Annotated in this window: 23 protein-coding genes; 17 read left to right on the plus strand and 6 right to left on the minus strand. The window is 56.1% G+C overall.

Annotation, left to right across the window (positions count from 1 at the left end):
• Positions 1-112: 112 nt before the first annotated feature.
• The 6 genes from RLO149_RS24345 (at position 113) to RLO149_RS07210 (ending at position 6303) form a co-directional block, all read left to right on the plus strand.
• Positions 113-796, plus strand: a complete 684-nt coding sequence (locus tag RLO149_RS24345; protein ID WP_013961418.1) for a methyl-accepting chemotaxis protein — start codon at positions 113-115, stop codon at positions 794-796.
• 198 nt (positions 797-994) lie between these two features.
• The gene (gene lon / locus RLO149_RS07190; RefSeq protein WP_013961419.1) at positions 995-3406 is read left to right on the plus strand and encodes an endopeptidase La; all 2412 of its coding nucleotides are present in this window, start codon (positions 995-997) and stop codon (positions 3404-3406) included.
• Positions 3407-3619: 213 nt separating this feature from the next.
• Complete coding sequence (gene tnpA, locus RLO149_RS07195; RefSeq protein WP_013961420.1) at positions 3620-3988, plus strand: IS66-like element accessory protein TnpA; 369 nt, start codon at positions 3620-3622, stop codon at positions 3986-3988.
• A complete protein-coding gene (gene tnpB / locus RLO149_RS07200) occupies positions 3985-4332 on the plus strand; it encodes an IS66 family insertion sequence element accessory protein TnpB (protein WP_013961421.1) in 348 nt (115 codons plus the stop codon). Before tnpA ends, tnpB begins: the two co-directional genes overlap by 4 nt.
• A 61-nt stretch (positions 4333-4393) precedes the next feature.
• A complete protein-coding gene (gene tnpC / locus RLO149_RS07205) occupies positions 4394-6007 on the plus strand; it encodes an IS66 family transposase (protein WP_013961422.1) in 1614 nt (537 codons plus the stop codon).
• Positions 6007-6303, plus strand: coding sequence for a hypothetical protein (locus tag RLO149_RS07210; protein ID WP_013961423.1), 297 nt, complete (start codon positions 6007-6009; stop codon positions 6301-6303). Before tnpC ends, RLO149_RS07210 begins: the two co-directional genes overlap by 1 nt.
• Before the next feature lie 308 nt (positions 6304-6611).
• Here RLO149_RS07210 and RLO149_RS07215 read toward each other — a convergent pair whose 3' ends face one another.
• The 3 genes from RLO149_RS07215 to RLO149_RS07225 form a co-directional block, all read right to left on the minus strand.
• Positions 6612-8123, minus strand: coding sequence for a tripartite tricarboxylate transporter permease (locus tag RLO149_RS07215; RefSeq protein WP_013961424.1), 1512 nt, complete (start codon positions 8121-8123; stop codon positions 6612-6614).
• A gap of 1 nt (position 8124) precedes the next feature.
• Positions 8125-8610 (minus strand): tripartite tricarboxylate transporter TctB family protein, encoded by a 486-nt coding sequence (locus tag RLO149_RS07220; RefSeq protein ID WP_013961425.1) that lies wholly within the window; start codon positions 8608-8610, stop codon positions 8125-8127.
• 75 nt (positions 8611-8685) lie between these two features.
• Entirely contained in the window at positions 8686-9672 is a 987-nt protein-coding gene (locus RLO149_RS07225) for a Bug family tripartite tricarboxylate transporter substrate binding protein (protein WP_013961426.1), read from the minus strand.
• Between the two features lie 108 nt (positions 9673-9780).
• Here RLO149_RS07225 and RLO149_RS07230 point away from each other — a divergent pair, with 108 nt between their 5' ends.
• From RLO149_RS07230 to RLO149_RS07240, 3 genes are read left to right on the plus strand one after another with little or no spacing between them, the layout of a single operon-like run.
• A complete protein-coding gene (locus RLO149_RS07230; protein ID WP_044025569.1) occupies positions 9781-10446 on the plus strand; it encodes a response regulator transcription factor in 666 nt (221 codons plus the stop codon).
• Positions 10439-11803 (plus strand): sensor histidine kinase, encoded by a 1365-nt coding sequence (locus RLO149_RS07235; protein WP_013961428.1) that lies wholly within the window; start codon positions 10439-10441, stop codon positions 11801-11803. The genes RLO149_RS07230 and RLO149_RS07235 overlap by 8 nt, the downstream gene beginning before the upstream one ends.
• Complete coding sequence (locus tag RLO149_RS07240; protein WP_013961429.1) at positions 11782-12795, plus strand: ABC transporter substrate-binding protein; 1014 nt, start codon at positions 11782-11784, stop codon at positions 12793-12795. Before RLO149_RS07235 ends, RLO149_RS07240 begins: the two co-directional genes overlap by 22 nt.
• A gap of 29 nt (positions 12796-12824) precedes the next feature.
• Here the strand turns inward: RLO149_RS07240 and RLO149_RS07245 are convergent, their stop codons facing one another.
• Complete coding sequence (locus RLO149_RS07245; RefSeq protein ID WP_013961430.1) at positions 12825-13904, minus strand: PLP-dependent cysteine synthase family protein; 1080 nt, start codon at positions 13902-13904, stop codon at positions 12825-12827.
• 205 nt (positions 13905-14109) lie between these two features.
• Here RLO149_RS07245 and RLO149_RS23520 point away from each other — a divergent pair, with 205 nt between their 5' ends.
• The 8 genes from RLO149_RS23520 (at position 14110) to RLO149_RS07290 (ending at position 22712) form a co-directional block, all read left to right on the plus strand.
• Positions 14110-14604 (plus strand): 2'-5' RNA ligase family protein, encoded by a 495-nt coding sequence (locus tag RLO149_RS23520; protein WP_281015729.1) that lies wholly within the window; start codon positions 14110-14112, stop codon positions 14602-14604.
• A gap of 182 nt (positions 14605-14786) precedes the next feature.
• Entirely contained in the window at positions 14787-16082 is a 1296-nt protein-coding gene (locus tag RLO149_RS07260) for an extracellular solute-binding protein (protein ID WP_013961432.1), read from the plus strand.
• 73 nt (positions 16083-16155) lie between these two features.
• Positions 16156-17034: an ABC transporter permease subunit gene (locus tag RLO149_RS07265; protein WP_013961433.1), complete on the plus strand. Its 879-nt coding sequence runs from the start codon at positions 16156-16158 to the stop codon at positions 17032-17034.
• A complete protein-coding gene (locus RLO149_RS07270; RefSeq protein ID WP_013961434.1) occupies positions 17034-17879 on the plus strand; it encodes an ABC transporter permease subunit in 846 nt (281 codons plus the stop codon). The genes RLO149_RS07265 and RLO149_RS07270 overlap by 1 nt, the downstream gene beginning before the upstream one ends.
• Positions 17879-18955: a sn-glycerol-3-phosphate ABC transporter ATP-binding protein UgpC gene (ugpC, locus tag RLO149_RS07275; RefSeq protein ID WP_013961435.1), complete on the plus strand. Its 1077-nt coding sequence runs from the start codon at positions 17879-17881 to the stop codon at positions 18953-18955. Before RLO149_RS07270 ends, ugpC begins: the two co-directional genes overlap by 1 nt.
• The gene (locus RLO149_RS07280; RefSeq protein WP_245538136.1) at positions 18939-19802 is read left to right on the plus strand and encodes an ABC transporter permease; all 864 of its coding nucleotides are present in this window, start codon (positions 18939-18941) and stop codon (positions 19800-19802) included. Before ugpC ends, RLO149_RS07280 begins: the two co-directional genes overlap by 17 nt.
• A 52-nt stretch (positions 19803-19854) precedes the next feature.
• Complete coding sequence (gene uxaC / locus RLO149_RS07285; RefSeq protein ID WP_013961437.1) at positions 19855-21261, plus strand: glucuronate isomerase; 1407 nt, start codon at positions 19855-19857, stop codon at positions 21259-21261.
• The gene (locus RLO149_RS07290; protein WP_013961438.1) at positions 21258-22712 is read left to right on the plus strand and encodes a mannitol dehydrogenase family protein; all 1455 of its coding nucleotides are present in this window, start codon (positions 21258-21260) and stop codon (positions 22710-22712) included. The genes uxaC and RLO149_RS07290 overlap by 4 nt, the downstream gene beginning before the upstream one ends.
• On the opposite strand, the gene RLO149_RS07295 is transcribed toward RLO149_RS07290, so the two are convergent.
• Both RLO149_RS07295 and RLO149_RS07300 read right to left on the minus strand, forming a co-directional pair.
• Entirely contained in the window at positions 22703-23737 is a 1035-nt protein-coding gene (locus RLO149_RS07295) for a quaternary amine ABC transporter ATP-binding protein (RefSeq protein WP_013961439.1), read from the minus strand. The genes RLO149_RS07290 and RLO149_RS07295 overlap by 10 nt on opposite strands.
• Before the next feature lie 10 nt (positions 23738-23747).
• The gene (locus RLO149_RS07300; RefSeq protein ID WP_013961440.1) at positions 23748-24782 is read right to left on the minus strand and encodes an ABC transporter permease; all 1035 of its coding nucleotides are present in this window, start codon (positions 24780-24782) and stop codon (positions 23748-23750) included.
• Positions 24783-24838 lie beyond the last annotated feature (56 nt).

The following is a 24838-nucleotide window of genomic DNA, read 5'->3' on the forward strand; positions in this document are numbered from 1 at the left end:
TCACACGACGTGTCGGTTTTCCGCCTGTCCGCCCGGATTTCAGCTGCGATTAACCTGTGCTTAAACCAATTGATTGTACACAGGCGCGAACAAACGCATCGGGAGAGAGCAGATGAACGCGGTTACCGCTCAATTTAACGCAGAAGAGTCTGTTTCGCTGGAAAAAACACTGCACGATATCCGGGACAGTGTCGCCGCCGCGCGCGTCGCTGCAATGCAAGTCCTCGTGTTCCACATGCAAGGTGACAAGGCAGAAACACAAGTGGTCGCACCCGACGAGTTGATGCAGGCGCTCAGTGATGTGAAGAGAGCCCACCAGAGCCTTGGCAAAATGGAGGTTGAGCATCTCAAGCCACTGCAGATCGAGTTGCCCGAATCGATATCCAAAAGGGTGCAGCACGTCACAAGGGATTTGGCGGAACTGACACGGACGCTTGAGCGGTGCAGCCCCTGCGAATCAGACGGCATTCGCGGGTTCAACCCCTCGCAGGACATGTATGATCTATGTTGTACGCGGGTGGCGAAAGGTCTCAACAAGCTTACGAGCGAATTGGCAGGGTTCTTTCTGGAGCTGACCGAAGCCGACAAATCGAAGACGATGGAAAAAACCAACAAGATTGCGCTTGAGATCGGGAAAATTGGACGGGTCATCAACATGGTTGCGACCAATGCCTCTATCGAAGCGGCCCGTGCCGGAGATGCTGGAAAAGGATTTACCGTCATCGCAGATGAGGTGAAAACCTTGTCATCCCGTGTTTCTTCGCTGTCGGTCTCGTTGACAGATCAACTGTCCTGACCCGCGATGCGGCATAAAACTAAAAGTGCGTTGAGCACCTTGTGATTTGGATTTTCTAAAGCCATTCTGTTCACCAGATCGGCACCTAGGTTGATTTCAGGGGCAGAGCGCCCCATTTTAACTTTCGTGAAACGGAGATGGACAAGTGTTGCTGCCTAGGCGGGACCGGTTCCATCTTGCCAAAAACAAGGAAAGAGCATGCAAGAGCCTCTTAACGCCTCATATCCAGTATTGCCGCTGCGCGACATCGTGGTTTTTCCACATATGATCGTTCCCCTTTTTGTGGGGCGCGACAAGTCAGTGCGCGCCCTTGAGGAGGTGATGTCAGATGACAAACAGATTCTGCTGTCGAGCCAGATCGATCCGGGCGAAGATGACCCAGACAGCGACGGAATTTTCAAGGCAGGCGTTCTCGCCAATGTGCTGCAACTGTTAAAGCTGCCCGATGGAACGGTTAAGGTACTGGTCGAGGGGCAAGCGAGAGTTCGGATAACTGAATACCTCGATAACGATAGCTTTTTTGAAGCGCGGGCGGAGTATCTCACCGAAATGCCCGGTGACCTGGCCACGACTGAGGCACTTTTGCGCACGGTCACAGATGAATTTGAGCGTTATGCCAAAGTGAAAAAGAATGTGCCGGAGGAAGCCCTCTCGGCCGTTGGCGAGTCAACCGAACCTGCCAAGCTTGCAGATCTCGTTGCTGGCCATCTGGGCATTGAAGTCGCTCAAAAGCAGGATTTGCTTGAAACGCTGAGCGTGTCTGAGCGGCTTGAAAAGGTCTACGGGCTGATGCAGGGCGAGATGTCCGTGCTTCAGGTCGAAAAGAAAATCAAGACGCGCGTCAAATCGCAGATGGAGCGTACACAGCGCGAATACTATCTGAACGAGCAGATGAAAGCGATTCAGCAAGAGCTCGGCGATGGAGAGGACGGCAAGAATGAAGTTGCCGAACTCGAGGCAAAGATTGCAGATACCAAGCTGAGTAAAGAAGCGCGCGAGAAAGCCGATGCCGAGATTAAAAAGCTCAAGAACATGAGCCCGATGTCAGCGGAAGCAACCGTCGTTCGCAATTATCTAGACTGGATGCTTTCGATCCCTTGGGGAAAGAAATCACGTGTCAAAAAAGACCTGACACGTGCGCAAAAAGTATTGGACGATGATCACTTTGGCTTGGAAAAGGTCAAAGAGCGTATTGTGGAATACCTCGCGGTGCAGCAGCGATCGACCAAGATAAAGGGCCCGATCATGTGTCTGGTTGGACCGCCCGGTGTCGGGAAAACGTCGCTCGGTAAATCCGTGGCGCGCGCTACGGGGCGTGAGTTCATTCGCATCAGCCTTGGCGGTGTACGCGACGAATCCGAAATCCGGGGTCACCGGCGGACTTATATTGGCTCCATGCCCGGCAAAATTATCCAGGCCCTCAAAAAGGCCAAAACAACCAACCCGCTTATCCTTCTGGATGAAATCGACAAAATGGGTCAGGATTTCCGTGGTGATCCTGCATCTGCAATGCTTGAGGTGTTGGATCCGGAACAAAACTCCACTTTCGTGGATCACTATCTCGAGGTCGAATACGACCTGTCAAACGTGATGTTCCTGACCACGTCCAACAGCTATAATATGCCGGGCCCGCTGCTCGACCGGATGGAGATCATACCGCTGGCCGGATATACTGAGGATGAAAAACGTGAGATTGCAAAGCAGCATCTGATTCCGAAGCAAATCAAGAATCATGGACTTAAATCCAAGGAATTCGAGCTGCAAGACAGTGCGTTGAGCGAGATGATCCGTACCTACACCCGAGAAGCGGGTGTTCGGAATCTGGAACGTGAGATCGCCAAAGTCGCCCGTAAGTCCTTGACAAAAATTATCAAAAAGGAGGCTGAAACTGTTTCGGTCACCGACGAGAACATCGATGATTTTCTGGGGGTCAAAAAGTACCGCTATGGGCTTGCCGAAAAGGAAGACCAAATCGGGGTGGTGACGGGGCTGGCGTATACTTCGGTTGGCGGCGAGCTTTTGAGCATTGAGGCGCTGCGATTGCCCGGAAAAGGCCGGATGAAGACCACGGGCAAGTTGGGTGATGTCATGAAGGAATCCATTGATGCCGCATCAAGCTACGTGCGTTCCATCAGCCCAAAGATCGGGGTGAAGCCTCCGCAATTTGATCGGATCGATATTCACGTGCACGTTCCCGATGGGGCCACGCCCAAGGATGGCCCGTCGGCTGGTCTGGCAATGGTGACATCTATCGTGTCTGTGCTTACGCAGATCCCTGTACGCAAGGATATTGCAATGACTGGCGAGGTCTCTTTGCGGGGCAATGCGATGCCGATTGGCGGTTTGAAGGAAAAGCTCCTTGCGGCTTTGCGCGGTGGGATCACGACTGTGCTGATCCCCGAAGAGAACGCCAAGGACCTGCCGGAGATTCCCGACAACGTGAAAGAAGGGTTGAACATTATCCCGGTGTCACATGTGTCCGAGGTGCTTGAGCACGCCCTGATCAGGAAACCTGAGGGCATTGAGTGGGACCAAGAGGCAGAAGATGCCGCTGCCGCTGCTGCCTTGGCACCAGCACCTGAGACGAATGATAGTGCAACGGCGCATTGAGTTCTCAAAATCGAAGTATGACAGGCGCGCCTCAGTGGCGCGCCTTTTTTATTGGATCAAGCTGGATGGCCCGTTCAGCGATGTTAGATAAGCTGAACTTAAACACTGGCGATTGTAACCGCGCGATTGGTACCGCCTGCCTGATTTTGGCTTGTTGCGTTAAGACACGTGCATAACGACGTCGTTAGTGACGTGTCTTATGTGGAGGGTGTCATGCGCGGTGAGGTTTTAGGTGTTGAGCGTCGGCGTCGCTGGAATGACGATGACAAGTTGGCGATTGTTTCATCCGTCGGAATTGACGGGGCGACTGTCACGCATGTTGCGCATAGGCACGATGTGACGCGCCAGCAGATTTACAGATGGCGACATGAGCTTAAGAAGAAGGGGCTGTGGCCCACCGGCGAGGGTGCAGTTTTTCTGCCAATTGACTTCCATATTGCAGAGGCTGTGACACCACCGCCTGAGCCCACGCCGCCATCTGCTGTGGAGCTTCGCTTGAGCAATGGACGTTGTTTGCGATTTGACACTGCCGTGGACGCCGCCGCGCTGACACGACTGATCCGCGCGGTAGACGCGGCGTGATTGGTCCGGGAACTGGGGTTCGGGTCTATCTGGCTTGTGGCGTCACGGATATGAGGAAAGGCATCGCGGGCCTTTCGGCTTTGACCCAGGATGTGCTGCGTCAGAAACCGGCGGGTGGTGCGGTGTTCGCTTTCCGGGGGCGGCGAGGTGATCGGCTGAAGTTGCTGTATTGGGATGGCCAAGGGTTTTGCCTGTACTACAAGGTTCTAGAGCGCGGCCGATTTCCATGGCCAAGCGCCAAAGATGGTTCTGCGCGGTTGACCTCTGCGCAGCTTGCGATGCTCTGGGAAGGGATCGACTGGCGACGTCCGGATTGGGGCGCTCCGCCCGCGCGTGTAGGGTGATTTACGTCTGTATGGGCGTTATTTATATGGTGCCTCAGCCTGCTTTTTGGTAATCAGACGCATGTCGAAACCCGCTGAAAACCTCTCCGATGATCCTGCTGTATTGAGGGCGATGATCGCAGAACTACAGGCTGAAAACGCCAAAATCTCGGCGACGCTGCGGGTCCATGATCAGCTGGTCCAGGCGCTTCGTTTACGGATCGCTAAACTCCAGAAGCTGGCTTTCGGCAAGTCCTCGGAAAAGATTGAACGCGAGATCGAGCAACTTGAACTGGCGCTCGAAGACTTGCTGGTTGCCGTGGCCGAAACCGATGATGCGCCCATCGATGAAGGGTTGGACGAACCCTCGCAAGAGGCTGCCGATGCGCCCGTTTTGCGCCGCCGCCCGCGCGTCTCGGATACGACCCTGCGGGAGCGCCATGAGCTTGATCCTGGCACGTGCTGTCCTGACTGTGGTGGTGATCTGCGCGTGGTGGGAGAGGATGTCAGCGAGTTGCTGGATATGATCGCGGCGCAGATGAAAGTCATCCAGATCGCCCGCATCAAGAAATCCTGCCGTCGTTGCGAAAAGATGGTGCAGGAGCCCGCACCGAGCCGCCCGATCTCGGGCAGCATGGCGGGACCAAACCTGCTGGCCCACATTTTGGTCTCCAAATTTGATGATCACCTTCCCCTCTATCGTCAGCACGAGATATTTGCCCGCATGGGTGCCGACATCCCAGAAAGCACGCTTGTTGGCTGGTGTGGGCGGGCAATGAAAACCCTGTCGCGGCTTATAGTGCGGATCGAGGCCGACATCATGGGCAGCGATCTGCTGCATGCGGACGATACGCCGATCCGGGTGCTGGATCGGTCAAAGCGCGACAAGGGTCTTGGAAAAGGGGTCAGACAAGGCCGGATCTGGGCCTATGTGCGGGACCAACGCCCCTGGGCGGGGACTTCACCACCCGGTGCCGTCTATCGGTTTGCGCCAGACTGGAAGGAAGAGCATGTCCTTAGCCATCTGGCTGACGCGCGCGGCATTCTGCAAGCCGACGGCTATAAGGGATATGCCAAACTCTACGTGCCTGAACCGGGTGGCGTGCCGCGTTTACGCGAAGCGGCCTGTTGGGCGCATCTGCGGCGTGACTTCCATGATTTTTGGGCATCGACCAAATCCGAGATCGCCCGCGAGGCGCTCGACCGGATCGGCAAGCTCTACGACATTGAGCGTGACATCAACGGTCAACCCGCTGACGTCCGTCATGCCGCGCGGCAAAAGTTGAGCAAGCCAAAGGTCACGGCCTTCTTTGCCTGGTCTGAACAACAACTCCTGCGCATTCCCGGCAAAAGTGATCTGGCCAAAGCCTTCAGGTATGGGTTGAGCCGCAAGGATGCGTTCAGCCTGTTCTTGACTGACGGTCGTGTGGCCATCGACAACAATCCCGCCGAGCGTGCCCTGCGCCCGATTGGAATCGGCAGAAAAAATTGGCTATTTGCAGGGGCGGATACCGGTGCAGAAACTCTCGCACGCGCCATGACGGTCATTGAAACGGCCAAGCTCAACGGTCTCGACCCGCAGGCCTATCTTGCTGACATTCTCGACCGCATTCACGATCATAAGGTCAACCGGCTGGATGAGTTGCTGCCGTGGAACTGGGCACCGCTGAACGCGACCCATTCAGAGGCTGCCTGATGGCTGCGGTGACACATGTCTGCACCATCGACTATGTCGCCAAAATGCTGAGCGAGGACGTCGAGCTTCTCGAAGCGATCATCTCCAACGACGACAACCTCACATATGGCAACATCGTCAGCGTATATGCCGGCGCTGACGAAACCGTCTCCGCACTGACCGACGACGGCATCACGGAGCTGAAGGACATGATCGGCGACGCCCGCGCAATCACCAAAACCTGGCATGAATTCCTTGATGACTTCGTAGATGACGCCGAACTTGTCGCCCGCATCAAGGCTAAATCACCGCGGTAACAATGGAGCGGTTACTGGCGATTTGACGACAGCATCTTTCATTTCGGCTGTTCGAGGTACGGCAGATTTTATTCAGGTCCTATGTCCGCTCCGACCCGCCGGTAAAGTGAACAGCAACGATGAGGCTTCATCGCGCTGACCAGTTGTTTGTTGAGATCGCCGCTTTGCAGGGCTTCAATACACATTGCCAAGGGGCGGCGTTGTAAGACAAGGAGTGGCGGAACGCATGTGTCGAGTCAGAGGGGTAACCTGCGCGTTGCCACTGTCTGGGCACCCTGAACACTTTCAGCGGACAAGGTTTTTCTGTTTCAATCCCCGTCTGCAATCCCATCCGCGCGCAATCTTGCGCGGCGTGCGCGGTAGCTTGGCAGGATGATAAGAATGGCCGCAACGATCAAAAGGCCCAGCGTCATCGGGCGTTCCCAGACAAAGGAAATACCATCATAAAGCTGCATGGAACGGGCAAAGTTATCCTCCAGCATCCCGCCGAGGATGAAGCCGATCAGAAGGGGAGCAAGCGGATAGTCAGCAAATCGTAAAATGGTCGCGCAGATGCCAAAACCGACCAACAACAACAGCTCGGTTGCATTATTCTGCCCGATATAGGCCCCCATCAGCGTGAAAAACAGAATAAACGGGATCAGGAAATTGCGCGGGATGGACAGGACCTTGGCGATGTAGGGGATAAGGGGCAGGTTCAGGACCAGCAAGACCAGATTGCCGATGAACATCGACATGATGACGGCCCAGAAAACCTCGGGTGCGTCGATCATCAATCGTGGCCCGGGTGTCACGTTCAGCGCGATCAAGGCACCCAGCAGGATCGCTGTCGTGCCCGAGCCCGGAATGCCGAGCGTGAGCAAGGGAACAAATGACCCGGTACAGGCCGCGTTATTGGCTGTTTCAGGGGCGGCGAGGCCCTTGATCGATCCTTTGCCGAACTCTTCCTGTTCTGCCTTGGTGGCGATGTTACGCTCCACCGCGTAGCCGAGAAAGGACGCGATTGTGGCTCCCGCACCGGGCAAAACACCGATAAAGAAGCCCTGCACGGATTGACGTCCGATCACGGGCGCGATGGCCCGCGCCTCTGCACGTGTGATGCGCAGGTCTTTGATGTCGCCATCGCTTTCTTTGTTTTCGCGGGGCTTGAGCACCAGAAACAGCGCCTCGGGCAGCGCGAACATCGCCATGGCCAGCGTGATGAAGCCGAAGCCTGATTGCAGGTCCATCAGCCCCATAGTGAAGCGGGGCATATTAAACAGCGCGCCTTCGCCAACGGTTGCCATGATCAGGCCGAGCACGGTCATCATGATCGCCTTGGCCACCTGACCCGTGCCTGCAAAGGCGGCGATGGCGGACAGACCGACGACCATCAACGCAAAATACTCAGCTGAATGAAACAACAAGGCGACGGATGACAGCATCGGCGCAAAGACCATCAAAAGGATGGCACCGATTGTCCCGCCTGCAAAACTGGCAATCGCCGCGATGGTCAGTGCCTTGCCCGCCTTGCCTTGCCGGGCCATGGGAAAGCCGTCAAAACTGCTTGCCACAGTACCCGCAACGCCCGGTGCATTCAGCAGGATCGACGAGGTTGAGCCGCCAAAGATCGCGCCGTAATAAACGCCTGCCAGCAGGATGAGCGCCGCAGAGGGATCGCCCAATGATATGGCAACCGGGATCATGATCGCGATGATGGACATCGGGCCAAGGCCGGGCAGCATCCCGATAAACGTCCCGATGAGGCAGCCACCGATGACCATCAGAAGATTTTGGATCGACAGGGCCGTTTGAAGGCCGATTAGCAGTCCTTCGAGCATATCATGTGGCTCCTAGAAAAAGCGGTAGTGGCCGCAGGAAAATCCCAAGAACGACCTGCACCAGATACCACACGATACCTGTGGCGACGGCGGCAATGATCAGGGTAAGGAGGATCCTGCGCTCGCCCAGAATGACCGAGCCAAGGATGAGAAATCCTGAGGTCGAAATCAGAAAACCCGCCGGGCGCAGCAAGAGCGCATAGGCCGCCATCAGCACCAGAAGCAGCAGGGCCTGACCCAGATTATATTCCCAGAGTTTCCGGTAATCGATGTCGCCGATCTTTGCCTCACCCTTTTCAAACCCCAGCACAATGATCAGGGATGCGATAATGCCCATGATGGACAGTACTTTGGGAAAGGTTGACGGCCATATGGGGTTGCGCTGCATAAAGGGGGCGAGCCCGCCATCCATCGTGAACCACGCAGTGTAGCCATAAACAAGGCACACACCGAGCAACACAAGTCCGATCCAGCGATCCAGCGCCATTACACCCTCCCAGCATTCAAAACGTAAAACGACTTGGCGCGCGCGGGGCCGCAGGCGCCAAGTCAGCGGTCCTTTTTACAAAAAGCCCAGCTTTTTCATCAAATCGCCGATGATTTGTTCCTGTTCTTCCAAAAAGGCTTTGAAATCATCGCCACTGTTGTGGATGTTGACCCATCCATTGCGTGACCGGACAGCTTCCCATTCGGGCGTATCATACATTTTTGCGATGGCATCTTGATAGATTGCGACTTGCTCGGCAGGTAATCCGGGTGCGCCAAAAAATCCCCGCCAATTTGCAAATTCGGTATCAATACCCTGCTCTTTTAAAGTTGGAGCGTCTGGGAACGTATCAAGCCTTTCAGGAGCGGCTACGCCTACAATTTTTGCTTCTCCAGCATTCGCAAGATCTACCGCTTCTCCAAAACCTGTTGAAAGCGCGGCGATTTCACCGGATAGAAGAGCAGCCATGGCTTTGCCGCCTGCATCATAGGGAATGTACTTTGCTGACAAGGGATCGCGTCCGCTTGTCTCCATCACCATTGCAACGACAAGGTGATCAAGGCCACCCGGAACTGAACCGCCGCCGAAGGCAGTTGCCGACGGATCAGAATCATATGCGGCCAACAGGTCTTCCATATTGTTGATAGGGCTGTCTTTTCCAACAACGATGGCGGCATAGTCGCCAATTGTTCCCGCAACCAGCGTCAAATCCCGAAAGTTATGCGGGAAAACGCCCGTCAGGGACCGGATCACGATGGGTGTGGAGTTCACCATCAAGGTGCCGTGATTGCTGTCTGCGTTCTCGATCAGGTAACCGATGGCCTTGCCGCCCCCGCCGCCCGACATGTTTTCATATGACGCTGTGCCGACCAGACCGGCGGCTGTCAGTGCTTCGCCCGTGCCGCGCGCCGTACCATCCCAGCCGCCGCCAGCACCACCGGGGATCAGGAAATGGATGCTCTCAACGGCTTGATGACCGTCCGAAAAGGCTGGTGCGCCAAGGCTCATCGCGGCCACAGCCGCTCCCATCAGGGCGCGACGGCCCAGTTTCAAAGTACTCATGTGTTCCTCCCATTTGACAACTGTACCGGTTCCGGCTCAGTTGATTGCACTCAAACATGGCAACCTGACATGGACCTGTCACGCGGCCGCCTCATGCGAAATGCAACGATGAAATTTCTTTTGGTAGAAGACAACATTGAATTGGCGCAGGCGCTGTTGGCGCGTTTGCGTCTGGATGGCCATGTGATTGATCATGCTGAGAGAATTGAGGACGCCATGGCCTATGCGCAGGTGGGCGACTATGATCTGATCCTGCTTGATATCATGTTGCCCGATGGCGACGGGCGCGATTTTCTGCAACACCATCGTCAAGGCCAGAAGGACACGCCGGTCATCATTCTGACAGCGCGCTCACAGGTTTCAGACAGAATCACCCTGCTGGATCTGGGCGCGGATGACTATGTCACCAAACCCTTCGATCATGCGGAACTGGAGGCGCGCTGCCGTGCGGTGCTGCGCCGTCGGGTGGGGTCGGCGCAGACGGTCACGCAGCTGCGCGATGTGATCTTTGACCCGGTTCGGGGCAGTCTGAGCGTGGCGGGCCAATCCGTAAAACTGCGAAACCGCGAGTTGCGGCTGCTTGAGCTGTTTATCAACGCGCCGGGGCAGCTTTTCTCGAAACAGAAACTGGTGGACCGGCTGTTTTCCTACGACGAGGACGTCTCTGACAATGCCATTGAGGTATATGTCGGGCGGCTTCGAAAACACCTTGAGCCGTCACAATTGCGGATCAGAACGTCGCGCGGTTTGGGGTACAGTCTGGAACATGTCTGAGGTGGTACGTTCATCCGCCTCATTGCGCCGCCGACTGACTGTGGGGTTGATCGGCGGGGCGGCGGTATTGGCCGTTTTGATTTATCTGTTCACGCGCGCTTATGCCACGCAGATTGCCCAGCAGGGGCAGGACAACATCCTGAATGCGTCGGTCTCATCCATCCTCGACTCAGCGGTCATTCGAAATGGTAATCTGGAGATCGACTTTCCCTATGCGGCTCTGGCGATGTTGAACACTGAGCTGGATGACCGTGTGTTTTATGCGATTTACCGTGATGATGCGCTGCTATCGGGCTATGCGCTGCTGCCGCGCCGTGCGCCGGATGGGGTTGAGGCCATATCGTGGACGGATGAGTTCAACGGCGCCGCTGTGCGTATCACTTCGGACGCGCGCAGGCTTTTTGCGACGGACAGACAAACCGTAATTTCAGTTTCCATGGCACAGACGCAGGATGCTTTGTCGGAAACGTTGCGCGATATCTCGAACACGGTTGCTCTGTTTGGGGTCAGTTTTTTTGCGCTGGCGGCCGCGTTATCCTTTTGGGCGTCCTCGGCAACCATCAGGCCGCTGAACCGTCTGACGTCGTCCATCACGCGGCGCGGCCCGCAAGACCTCAGTCCGGTGGAAAAGCCGGTGCCCAAGGAAATGGTGCCGCTGGTGTCTTCCTTGAACAACCTGATGAGCCGACTGGACCAATCACTGCAACGTTCCGAGGATTTCATCGCTGAAGCCGCGCACCGGGTCCGCACGCCGCTGGCCACGGTGCGCTCGCACGCCGAAGCAACCCTGCAGCGCGTCGAAAAGGAAGAAAACCGCAAAGCGCTGCGCTCAATGGTGCGGGCGATTGACGAAAGCTCGCGTGCGGCGGGGCAACTGCTGGATCATGCGATGATCACGTTTCGGGCGGATCATCTGGAACGACAAAGCCTTGATTTGACGGAGCTTGTGATTGAACTGGTCAGCCGCCTTGAACCTGTCGCAGAGATGAAAGACATCGCATTTCACCTGGAAACGGACCCGCAGGTTATCGTTCTGGCCGATCCGATTTTGGTGCAAAACGCCATTCGAAACCTGATTGATAATGCATTGAAATACGCGCCCGCTGAAAGCGAGATTACAATCCGCGTTGATCAGGAAGCCGCCGGCCGTGTGACGATCTGTGATCAGGGCCCGGGTTTTCCGTCCGATGAGATGGCGAGCTTGGTGGATCGCTTTGCACGCGGACGCAATGCGACTGGGATCACAGGCTCCGGGTTGGGGCTGACCATTGCGCAGGATGTGGCACAGGCCCATGGCGGAGCGTTGACCCTCAGCAATCGAAAGGAGGGAGGCGCATGCGTCATACTCTCGTTCTGATCCTCGCTCTTATTCTGTGCGGCGACGCGGCATCTGGGCAGGAATGGGAAGACAGGCAGCGTTTCGGCGCCGCGGATGCGTCAACAACGCTCCATATTCTCTCAAGCACGGATACAGCGCTTTTTGCGCCCGTCCTTGCGGCATTTGTCGCAGGCCGCGACAGCGTGGCGATTGAGTATTTTGTGGCCGGGACGGCGGATTTGAACAGCATCTTCCGCCAGTCCCCGAACGCCTATGATGTTGTTATCTCCAGCGCGATGGATTTGCAGTTCAAATTGGCGAACGACGGGTTTGCGCAACCTATGGAAATGCTGGGCTACCCTGACTGGGCGCATTGGCGGCACACGCTTTTTGGCTTCACATCTGAACCGGCGGCGATTGTCCTGAACCGGCAGGCCTTTGACGGACGTGATGTGCCCCAAACGAGGCAGGCCGTGATCCGGGTGCTGCGCGAAAGCCCCGATCAGTTTCGCGGGCGTGTCGGCACTTATGATGTGCGCCAATCGGGCCTTGGATATCTGTTTGCAACGCAGGATGCGCGCACGTCCGAGACCTACTGGCGTCTGATGGAGGTGATGGGCAATCTGGAGGTACAGCTTTATTGCTGTTCAGGGGCGATGATTGAGGATGTCGCAGCAGGTAAGATCTTGCTGGCCTATAACGTACTGGGCAGCTACGCGGCTGCGCGCGAGGATTTGGCACACCAGCTTGAGATCGTCTTCCCGAGTGATTTTCAGACCATCATGATGCGCACCGCCCTGATTTCTGCGCAGACAGCAAACCCCGAGGTGTCGAGGGAATTCATGCGGCATCTTTTGGGTGCATCGACCAAGCCCGTGCCGGGATCACGCGCGTTGTTGCCGATACTGGAATTGGACGGTGATGCGGCGGGGCAGGCCATGATTGAGCTGAGCCCCGCCTTGCTGACCTATCTGGATGCTCTCAAAAGCAGAGGGTTTTTGGCCGAATGGGTCAATGCCATGATCCAGTAAGTCCTTTTGCCATCAGCGCGCATGCCGGATTAGCCCAATTGATAGCCAGGTGTGGAGTGCGAGATCGCCTGCTCTTCGGTGTCCATCTCCTCACCGATGCCTTCAAAAAGCGGGGTGGAAAGGTAGCGCTCGCCGGTATCAGGCAGCATGCACAGGATCACCGAGCCGGGTTTTGCCGTTTTGGCAATTTCCAGCGAGACGGAAAAGGTCGACCCACCTGAAATACCGGTAAAGATGCCTTCTTTCTGTGCCAATAGCCTTGCGCATTTCACGCCGTCAGCGCCCGCCACGGGCAGCAGATCGTCATAATACGCGCCATCGACGGCTTCTTGCAGTACGGCCGGGATGAAATCCGGAGTCCAGCCTTGGATGGGATGCGGCTCAAACGCCGGATGGCTGACGGCGGGGGAGTTGTCGGCGTTGCGTTCCTGCGCATGACCGCTGCCCAAAAGCTGCGCGTTGTTGGGTTCGGTGAGGATGATTTTTGTCTCTGGCCGTTCTTTGCGGATCACGCGCCCAAGACCCGACACAGTGCCCCCGGTTCCATAGCCCGTTACGATGTAATCGAGCCGCTCGCCTGCAAAATCGGCGACGATTTCCGGCCCGGTCGTGTTTTCATGGATGTCTGCGTTGGCGCCCGTTTCGAATTGATGCGCCAGAAACCAGCCGTTCTTTTGCGCAAGTTCGACTGCTTTGTTATACATCCCAAAGCCTTTTTCACTCTTGGGGGTCAGAATGACCTTCGCCCCAAGCATGCGCATCAAACGCCGCCGTTCCACCGAAAAGCTTTCCGCCATGGTCACCACCAGCGGATAGCCCTTCTGCGCACAGACCATCGCAAGGCCGATCCCGGTGTTCCCGCTTGTTGCCTCGACCACCGTTTGTCCGGGTTTTAACGTGCCTGCACGCTCCGCCGCTTCGATGATGTTCACCGCGAGACGATCCTTGACCGACCCCGCGGGGTTGAAAAATTCAGCCTTCACATAGATCGTCACATGTTCAGGGGCGAGGTGGTTGATCCGAATGGCGGGGGTGTTCCCGATCGTGTCAAGAACGCTGTCATAAAGCTGGCCCCGGCCTTTTGTCTGACGGATTTGATCTGCTGACATCTTTGTGCTCTCCCATGGTATGCCGCCAGCCAGGCGCGTATCTCAAAACAGGATTGCTCTGGCCTTGGCTGTGCGTTGTCGTGTTACTATGGCATAGACGGGGCCGGCTTTCACGCCTTGATAAAAACCAATCGAGATTGGCGACAACGCAGCCTCGGAGGAAGAGAAACTGGATCACGAAAGATCAACGCCGCATTCGGTCTGGCTGTGTCCGGATACAGGGCAGGGACCATCCCTCACCGACGAGATCGCCCGATACGCGGAACGCTTCGCCGCACCTGTTTTTGAACCGCATCTGACGCTGTTGGGGGATGTGCGCGGTGCGCCAAAAGCGACTGTGGCGGCTTGCCGTTCCTTGTTGGCGACATTGCCAAAATCGTCCGCGCGTATCAGTCGCGTATCGCAAACGGCAGATTTTTTCATGTCACTGTTTCTTGACCTCGACATTGAAAGTTCCGTTGCATCTGCGCGGGAGGATTTGGCGGCGCGCCTCGCCGTTCCTTTGCCGCAGCCTTTTCGACCGCATCTGAGCCTTGCCTATGGTTTGCCCGCTGGTGAACCGGGACAACAGGCCGTGCACGAAATGTCCCACCGCTTTGTTGGCAAAAGGATAACGTTGAACGAAATCAGGGTTGTTCGCTCGGCCAAAGAGCTTGCGATCGAGGAGTGGCGCGCGATTCACATCGAACGACTGAAATAGAGTGCCGTCTCAGAAACGCGAACATGGGTTTGTTTGAGCGTTTTGGTTGACAGTCGCGGGTTTTGGGTCATTCTCTGCGCGGTGACTTGGATTGTTGCGTGACCTTGCCCTGTCATGGAAGCGTCACCATAAGATCATAAGAACCAAAACTGTATGAAGCAGTTCCAACTAGGGAGTATCCGATGAAATCTATTACCTTGCTCACAGCAGGTTTTGCCACCTTTGCAACCGGCGCATGGGCACAGACAGAAATTCAATTCTGGCATGCCATGGGCGGCCGTCTTGGCGAAGTCGTTGAAGAAGTTGCAGAAAAATATAACGCCAGCCAAACCGATTACGTGATCGTGCCCACTTACAAAGGTGGATACGAGGATACGATGACCGCTGGTATTGCGGCGTTTCGCGCCAGCCAGCAACCAAACCTTATTCAGATTTTTGACGCTGGTGCGGCAACGATCATCAACGCACCGGGCGCGACGATTCCGGTCGCTGATCTGTTGACGCAGTACGAGGGCGGCTTTGACGCGAGCGATTATATCGAGGGCGTTCGCAACTTCTATGCCGACAGCGAAGGCAAGATGATCGGCATGCCGTTCAACTCTTCCACACCGCTGCTCTATTATAACAAGGAAATTCTTGCCAAGGCCGGTATCGACGCACCGCCCACCACATGGGAAGAGTTTGAGGCGATGGCACCGACCATCAAAGAGGCCGGGTATCAGGCACTGGCGCAAAGCCACAGCCCCTGGATTTTCTCCGAGAACTTCCACAGCCGTCATAACCTGCAACTTGCCACAGGCAACAACGGGTATGACAGCACGGATGTAGAAATCCTGTACAATAACGATGCGATGAAAACGCATTGGACCAAGGTCAAGGAATGGCTTGATGCTGGGTATTATGGCTTCTACGGTCGTGGCTGGGGTGACAACCAGGACGCATTCGTGCAGCAGAAAGTTGCAATGTGGCTTGGGTCTTCCGGGTCATTTGGTGGGTTGAAAGCGAGCACGGAATTTGAGTTCGGCACGACCTATCTGCCATATTGGAAAGCGATCATTGACGAGCCCAAAGCCACATTCATTGGTGGTGCTGCCTTGTTTGCGATGGCCGGCAAAAGCGACGAAGAGAACGCCGCAACTGCTGACTTCCTGAACTTCCTTGCGAGCCCTGAAGTGCAGTATTTCTGGCACAAGGAAACAGGCTATGTTCCTATCACGAACGCAGCCTATGAACTGGCCAAGTCGGATGGGTACTACGACTCCACGCCAGATGCTGAGGTCGGTGTTCTGCAACTGAACCAGCCATCAGGCGAATGGACCAAAGGCTACCGTTTGGGTTTCTACGTCCAGATCCGTGAAGCGATGTACAATGCCTATGAAGACATCTTTTCCGGTTCAGCAACGGTTGATGAAGCCTTTGCAACCATGGAAGAAGAAGCCAACGCCTTGCTTGCCCGGTTCCACGCGACCGTCAACTAAGCGCTTGTAAAGAAAGGCCAGCAGGCGATACAGCCTGCTGGCCCAATCATAAAAACCAAAGGGGTCGGAATGTATGAAGCGCGTTCAATTTGAGCACAGCGCCATTCCTTATCTGTTTATTGCGCCGCAGATTATCATTATCGCTATCTTTTTCCTCTGGCCGTCTGCGCAGGCGATTTACCAGTCGTTCCTGCTGGAAGATGCCTTCGGGCTGTCTTCGAGGTTCGTCTGGTTCAAGAACTACAGTGATACAATCCTGAATTCCTCATGGCTTCAGGCCGCAGGCTTCACGCTGGTTTTCTCGTCTCTGGTGACGTTTCTGTCCCTCGCACTGGCGCTGCTGCTGGCGGTCAAAGCCAACGAAGTGATCCATGGTGCAAGCACCTACAAAACGATGCTGATGTGGGCCTATGCGATTGCGCCGCCCGTCGCGGGCTTGATGGGCAACCTGATGTTCAATCCGCTGATCGGTGATTTGTATAACTTCATGAACTTCATCGGGTTCGATTTTGATCACAAACTGGATGCCTATGATGCCAGTTTTGTCGTCATTCTGATTTCGGTCTGGAAACAGATCAGTATCAACTTCATCTTTTTCCTTGCGGGTCTGCAGGGTATTCCCAAATCCGTGCAGGAAGCGGCCAAGATGGATTGCAACAGTTCCACCCGGCGGTTCTGGACGATCACCTTTCCGCTGCTCGCGCCGACGACATTCTTTCTGGTGGTCATCAACATCACCTATGCCTTCTTTGAAACCTTCGGGATCATCGACACGACAACGCAGGGTGCGCCCGGTGGCTCCACCGCAACGCTGGTCTATAAGGTCTATCAGGACGGTTTCCGGGGGGCGGACATCGGCGGGTCATCTGCGCAATCCGTTGTGCTCATGATCATGGTGCTGGCCCTTACGGTGATCCAGTTCCGCTATATTGAGCGAAAGGTGCATTACTGATGGACCGTACACCGATCTCCACCCACATCATCCTGATCATTGGTGCGCTGTTCATGACGTTACCGGTCTGGGTTGCCTTTGCAACCTCGACCCATGCGCCCGAGACGATCCTGCGCGAGGGGCTGCAATTCTGGCCCGGCCCGCATTTGATCGAGACCTACAACGAAGTTCTGTTTGTTGAAGGCGGCGTGATGAAACAGGTCACGGCGACAACGATGCTTAAAAACTCCATGATCCTCGGCATCGGCTTTGCCATTGGCAAGGTCATCATTTCGATGCTGGCGGCCTATGCGATTGTATATTTCCGCTTCCGGTTGGGCGTGCCGCTGTTCTGGATCATTTTCATGACGCTGCTCTTACCGCTGGAGGTGCGGATTATCCCATCTTACGAGGTGGTCGCGAATATGGGGCTCTTGGACACGCAAACGGGGCTGATCCTGCCACTGATTGCCTCTGCCACGGGGACGTTCTTTTTCAGACAGTTCTTTCGATCTGTCCCGGATGAGCTGCTTGAGGCGGCCCGTCTGGACGGCGCCACGGCCTGGGGGTTCTTCAAGGACATTCTCGTGCCGCTTAGCCGCACGATGATTGCCGCGATCCTGATCATCATGTTTGTGGTAGGGTGGAACCAGTACCTTTGGCCGCTCATCATGACCACGAAAGAGGAAAACTACACGCTGGTGATCGGCATCAAGCAGATTTATCAGGTCCTCAATGAGGGGGGCGAACTGCCTCAATTCCAAAAAGCATTTGCACTGACCATTCTGGCGACTTTACCCCCTGTGATGGTTGTGCTGATTTTCCAAAGATGGTTCGTCAAGGGCCTCGTCGAGAGTGAGAAATAATGGCTCAGGTAGAACTTAAACAAGTCCGCAAAACATATCCCAATGGTGCCGAGGCGATCTTTGGGGTTGATATGAAAATTGACGATGGCGAGTTGATCGTTTTCGTCGGTCCCTCTGGCTGTGGCAAGTCAACCTTGCTGCGGATGGTTGCCGGGTTGGAGTCTGTGTCGTCAGGGGAGATTCTGATCGGTGATCGGCTGATCAACGACGTCTCACCGTCCGAACGTGATGTGGCGATGGTGTTCCAGAACTATGCGCTGTACCCGCATATGTCGGTCCGCGGAAACATGTCCTATGGGTTGAAAAACCGCAAAATGGACAAGGAAGAAATCGAACGCCGCATCATGGATGCGGCCACGATGCTCAAGATCGATCAATATCTGGATCGCCAGCCCAACCAGCTTTCGGGCGGGCAGCGCCAGCGTGTCGCCATGGGACGCGCGATTGTGCGCAACCCGCAGGTGTTCCTGTTTGACGAGCCACTATCGAACCTGGACGCCAAGTTGCGCGTGCAGATGCGGATCGAAATCAAGAAACTGCAGCGCCGCATGAATGTGACCTCGATCTACGTGACGCATGATCAGACCGAAGCGATGACCCTTGCGGACCGGCTCGCGGTCATCAACGAGGGGCAGGTGGAGCAGATGGGCGCTCCAATGGAACTTTATGCAAATCCGCGCACCTTGTTTGTGGCCTCTTTCATTGGCGCGCCGCAGATCAACCTGATCCCGGTGACGTTCGATGGCACGGCGATTGTGAATGGCGATCTGAGAATTACCGGCTTTTCCGACCTGCCGACGGACACGGATCTGATGCTCGGTGTGCGCCCGGACGTCATGACGATTGACCCCGAGGGACAGGTCACCATGAATGTCGACATTGTCGAGCAGCATGGCGGTGAAAACCTGATCTATGGGACCATCGACGGCGTGACCTCAGCCGAAGGGGAGCCGCAGGAAATCTGCCTCAAGGGTTCGCAAACCCTGTTGCCCAAAGCGGATGATAAGCTGAAATTGCGATTCGATGCTGATGTCGCTTTTGTTTTCCGGACTGACACGGGTGAGCGGCTCAAATGACCATCTGATGGTTCACGGCACCAGCGCGCGGCGGACGGCATTCGACCATCTTATTTTGATTGCAGGCACAGGGTTCATGATCCTGCCGATGTTCTTGCTGTTTGTCGCGTCCACCCACAGCAGTCTTGAGCTTAATGTCGGTGGGTTGCATGTGGTACCGGGTTTTGACGCACCGCAAAACTATACCGAAGTGATCAGCCTCAAGGCAGGGTTTACCGATCAGATCAGCGCGATCGCGATGCTCAAGAATTCCTTGATCGTGGCGACGGGGCTTGCCAGCCTGACAACGGTGTTCTCGTTATTTGCGGCCTACGCATTGGTGTATTTCCGGATGCCTTTGGCGGGCTTTTTGTTCTGGCTTACAATGGCCACGCTGCTGTTGCCCTTGGAAAGCCGCTTTGTGACGACCTTTCAGGTGGCCGCTATGCTGGGGTTGGTCAACACACAACTGGGCATGATCCTGCCCGCGCTTGCGCTGGCTTTGGGTACTTTGTTTTTTCGTCAGTTGTTGCTGTCTTTCCCGAATGAATACCTTGAGGCGGCCAAGCTGGATGGCGCAGGGCCTGTGTTGTTCTTCCGCGATTTCATCGTACCGTTGGCAGGCCGTCGGGGCGGGGCGATTTTCGTGGTGTCCTTCATGATCGGCTGGCATCAATACCTCTGGCCGCTGATGCTCAGCACGGATGAAACCACCTATACCGTTGTGCGCGGCATCCGCCTCATCGGATTGGAGAGTGGCCCCGGCATGGCGCTCGCTGTCCTGACGCTCGTGCCGCCGCTCATTTTGATCATCATTTTCCAAAGGTATTTTTTCCAGTCTTTGGCAGACAGCAAGGACTCTTTCTAAAGTCTGCAAACTGACCTATCACTGCCGCGTTAAACCTATTGAGGACCAACCCATGAGCCTGACAGACCCGGATCGCCTGTTTCCGATTGAGCCATCAGCACGGGCCTTGGCGCGCGATCTCCACACGTCGGTGTGTGATCTGCCGATCATCAGCCCGCATGGTCATTGTGATCCGCGCTGGTTCGCTGAAAACGCGCGATTTGAAAACCCCGCGGCTTTGTTCGTTATTCCGGATCATTACGTTTTTCGCATGTTGATCAGTCAGGGTGTCGCGCCCGAAGATCTGGGAATACCGCGTGTTGACGCAGGGCAGGTCGAAACGGATCCGCGCAAGATATGGCGCTTGTTTGCGCAGCATTTCCATCTCTTTCGGGGCACCCCTTCGGCGATGTGGCTCAACCACTCGTTTGAGCATGTGTTTGGTCTGAACACGCCCCTGAGTGCTGAGACAGCAGATGCCTGTTACGATCATATTGAAGCGATGCTGCAGACAGATGCGTTTCTGCCGCGCGCCCTTTTTGAAGACTTCAATGTTGAAATGCTCGCCACCACCGAAGGGGCGCTGGATGACCTGCGCTGGCATCGCCAAATCCGCGAAAGCGGTTGGTCGGGCCGGGTTGTAACGACTTACAGACCGGATGCGGTGGTCGATCCCAGCTTTGAAGGATTTGCGGAAAACGTGTCCCAACTGGGTGCGTTGACCGGCGAGGATACCAGCAGCTGGCAGGGCTATCTGAACGCGCATGCGGCGCGCCGGGCTTTTTTCAAATCCTTCGGGGCGACGGCATCAGATCATGGGCATCCCTCGGCACGCACGGCCGATCTGTCGCAGGCCGAGGCGGCGGATTTGTTTCAAAAAGCGTTGCGCGGCACCTGTTCCCCAGAGGAGGAGGATGTGTTCCGCGGCCATATGTTGACCGAGATGGCGCGCATGAGCCTTGAAGATGGTCTTGTGTTGCAAATCCATCCGGGATCACGGCGAAATCACAGCGCACAGATGTTCGCGCGCTTTGGCCGTGACAAAGGGTTCGATATCCCCGGTCGGACGGATTACGTGCAGGATCTGCGCCCCTTGCTGGATGCGGTCGGAATGGAACCCGCGCTGAATATTATCCTGTTCACATTGGATGAGACCACATACGGGCGCGAACTTGCCCCGCTTGCGGGGGCTTATCCGGCGTTGAAACTCGGGCCGCCCTGGTGGTTTTTTGACAGCTATGAAGGCATCAAAAAGTTCCGAGAAGCCACAACCGAAACCTGCGGGTTCTATAACACGGCGGGCTTTAATGACGATACGCGGGCCTTCTGCTCGATCCCGGCGCGTCATGATGTGGCGCGCCGCTCGGACTGCGCCTACCTTGCGACGCTGGTCAGGACCGGCCGGTTAAGCGAGGCCGAAGCCTTTGAACTGGCGCATGACCTGTCTTATCGTTTGGCAAAAGAGGCGTATAGATTGTGAGTAATTTCCCGCGTTTGCAGCGCCAGACCGACGCCCCTGTCATTGGTATGGTGCACCTCGGCCCCGGCGCTTTCTTTCGTGCTTTCAACGCCATCTACACGGATGAGGCGATGGCCATCGACGGGGGCGATTGGGGCATCCTTGCCGTGAGCTTGCAAAGCGCGCGCGCCCAGCAGGAACTTGAGCCGCAGGGCTGCGTCTATACATCCGTTTCAATGGGGCCTGAGGGAGAAACCGCGCGTGTCGTGAATGCCATTTCGGGCGTCATGGTTGCCCCGCTGAACCCGGAGGCGGTGTTGAAAGCGATGACGCAAGACGAGGTTAAAGTTGTTTCCCTCACAATCACAGAAAAAGGATATTGCCGTCATCCGACCTCAGGTGGTTTGAACGTGGAAAACCCGGATGTGCAACATGATCTGAACACTCCGGCGGCTTCCAAAACCGCGCCCGGCCTGATCGTGGAGGCGCTGGCACGGCGCAAACAGGCGAATGTCAGACCGTTCACCGTGTTGAGCTGTGATAACCTGCCGGAGAATGGGGCGACGACACGGCGTATCATTCTTGAATTCGCGCAGAAACGTGATCCCGAACTGGCCGCATGGATATCAGAACATGCACGTTTTCCATCCACGATGGTCGACCGGATCACCCCGGCAACGACACAAGGTGACATTGACGCACTGGCGGCGCGCAGCGGGTACTATGATGCGGCGCTCGTGCGGCATGAAGGGTTTCGCCAGTGGGTAATTGAAGACGACTTCGTGGATGGTCTCAGACCGGCGTGGGAAAAAGCGGATGCGCAATTTGTGGGCTCCGTCACCGCGCATGAAGCGATGAAGCTGAGGTGCCTTAATGGCACCCATTCGACGCTGGCATATCTGGGCTATCTGGCAGGCTATGAAACAATTGCCGAAACCGTGGCTGATGCGTCCTTTGCCTCACTGTGCAACACGCTCTGGCATGATGAGATCCTTCCGACCGTGCCCGTGCCCGAAGGGGAAGATTTGCAGGCCTATGTGGCAGCATTGCTCACGCGATATCAAAACCCTGCAATCCGGCATCTGACTTGGCAGATCGCAATGGATGGCTCACAAAAGCTGCCTCAACGCATTCTTGGCAACATTGCGGACGGGTACAGGGCAGGGCGCGCGCCGCATGGGCTGTGCCTCGCCGTGGCGGGTTGGATGCGGTATGTCGGGGGCGTGGATGAAAAAGGCGCAGCGATAGATGTGCGCGATCCCTTGGCCAAAACGCTGAAAGCGGCCTCGAACAGTGCTGAAACATCATCCGGAAAAGTGGACGCGCTGCTTGGGGTCCGTGACGTCTTTGATGATGAGCTCTCTTCAAACCCGGATTTCAGACAGGCAGTGTGCAATGCATATGAAACGCTGGTGTCGAAGGGCGCAGCCGGAGCTGTTGCTGAATATGTTAAAGGCGCAGATCAGGCCTGAGTGGACACGCGGGGCACCAGTGCCCTGACCAGTTCTTTCATGTCCAGAATACCAACTGGAACGCCATCCTGCATCACCCGATACGTGAGGGTGGTGTCCCCCCCGGACCGCGCGATCAGATGCTCCAGCGTATCATCCGCCGCAACATCACCGGCAAAGGGCATATCGGTGAGCGGTTTCATCACCGAGCGGACACGCAGGACGCGGGCGCGGTTGATGTCGCTGACGAAGTCTTCGATATAGGGATCGGCGGGATTCAGCAGGATGCCTTGCGGCTCCCCCTGTTGGATGACAGCGCCATCCTTGAGGATCACGAGATGGTCCGCCAGTTTCAGAGCTTCATCAAGGTCGTGCGTGATAAAGACGATCGTCTTTTTCAGCTCGACCTGTAGTTCGAGCAGCAAATCCTGCATGTCCGTCCGGATCAGCGGGTCCAGCGCGGAAAACGCCTCATCCATCAGCATGATGTCCGTCCCGGCAGTCAGTGCGCGCGCAATGCCCACCCGTTGTTGCATGCCCCCCGAAAGTTGCGACGGATACCGGTCCTCATACCCCCCCAAGCCCACACGCGTGAGCCAGCGCCGTGCCTCTTTGTCCTGCGTCGCACCATCCGCGCCCTGAACCGCGAGGGCCGTGGCGGCGTTTTGCAGAACCGTGCGGTGCGGCAACAGGGCAAACTTCTGAAAGACCATCGCCATTTTCGTCTGGCGCAGCGCCCGCAGGTCACTGTCGCTGAGCTTGGTGACATCCTCGCCATCCACAAGGATTTCGCCAGCGGTTGGGTCGATCAGGCGATTGAGATGCCGGATCAGCGTGCTTTTCCCCGACCCTGACAGCCCCATGACGACGGTGATTTCGCCCGCCTGCATGTCCACATTGATATCCTGTAGCCCCAGAACATGACCGTGATCTGCAAGCAGGGTTTCCTTGTCCAGACCATTTCGGACCTGTGTCATCATCTGCGTGCTGCGCGGGCCAAATATCTTGTAAACACCGCGCAATATGACTTTGGGTTCGGGCTTCATTTCATTGGTCTCAATGCGCATTCTTGTTCTTGTCGATACGACCGAGCGCCGCTTTTGAAGCGCGATCAAGGATGACGGCCAGCAACACGATGCCAAAGCCTGCCACAATACCGACGCCCAGTTCCAGATTGCGGATGCCACGCAGCACCAGCACCCCAAGACCGGGGGCAGAGACAAGCGACGCGATCACAACCATTGCGAGGCTCATCATGATGGTCTGATTGACGCCCGCCATGATATTGGGCAGCGCCAGTGGCAATTGCACCCCCCAGAGTTTCTGGTGTTTCGTCATGCCAAAGGCGTCTGCGGCCTCGATCACGTCCGGGTCCACCAGTCGGATGCCAAGGTCGGTCAGGCGGATCACCGGGACAATGGCGTAAAGGATGATCGCGATCCCGTAGAGCTTTGATTCCGTGACGGAAAACAGAAAGATCAGAGGGATGAGATAAACGAATGTGGGTAGGGTCTGCAGCAGATCAAGGATCGGCACGACGATGCGTTGCAGGGTGTTGGAGCGCGACATGGCAATCCCTATCGGCACGCCCAAGGCAACCGACAGCCCAGTGCAGACAAAGATGATCGACAGAGTTTGCAGCGCCACATCCAGATGATCAATCAGCCCCAGAAACAAGAACGAGATGGCAACGAAAACGGTGACGCCGATGGATCGCGCGACGTACCACGTCAGGGCCACAAGCAGGGGTACGATGATAAACCACGGCGTCGTCGTGAACAGCCACAAGGCACCATCAAGCATCCACGACAGCGGTTGCGTGATCGGGTCCAGCACCAGTTTGAGGCTTTCGCGTGCGGCCAGAAAGGCGTTTTCGACACCTGCGGTCATGTCGCGGGTTTGCGGGATCTGCGTGCAGGACTCATGCAGCGTATCGAGAGAGGGAAAGGGGATGCTGCCAAATGACCGCTCTGTGTCGTCACCGCCCAACTGGCCAAGCAATGCCTGCATCGACGTGGGCGCGGTTTCGACGCTTTGATCGCACCACGCGCGCAGACCCAATGTATCAAAGAGACCGTCGTAATACGCCATTAAATGCCCTTTTGTTTCAATGTGCAGCGCCCGTTCTCCGAGCGCTGCACTGTCTT

The sequence above is a fragment of the Roseobacter litoralis Och 149 genome (assembly GCF_000154785.2).
Lineage (GTDB): Bacteria > Pseudomonadota > Alphaproteobacteria > Rhodobacterales > Rhodobacteraceae > Roseobacter > Roseobacter litoralis.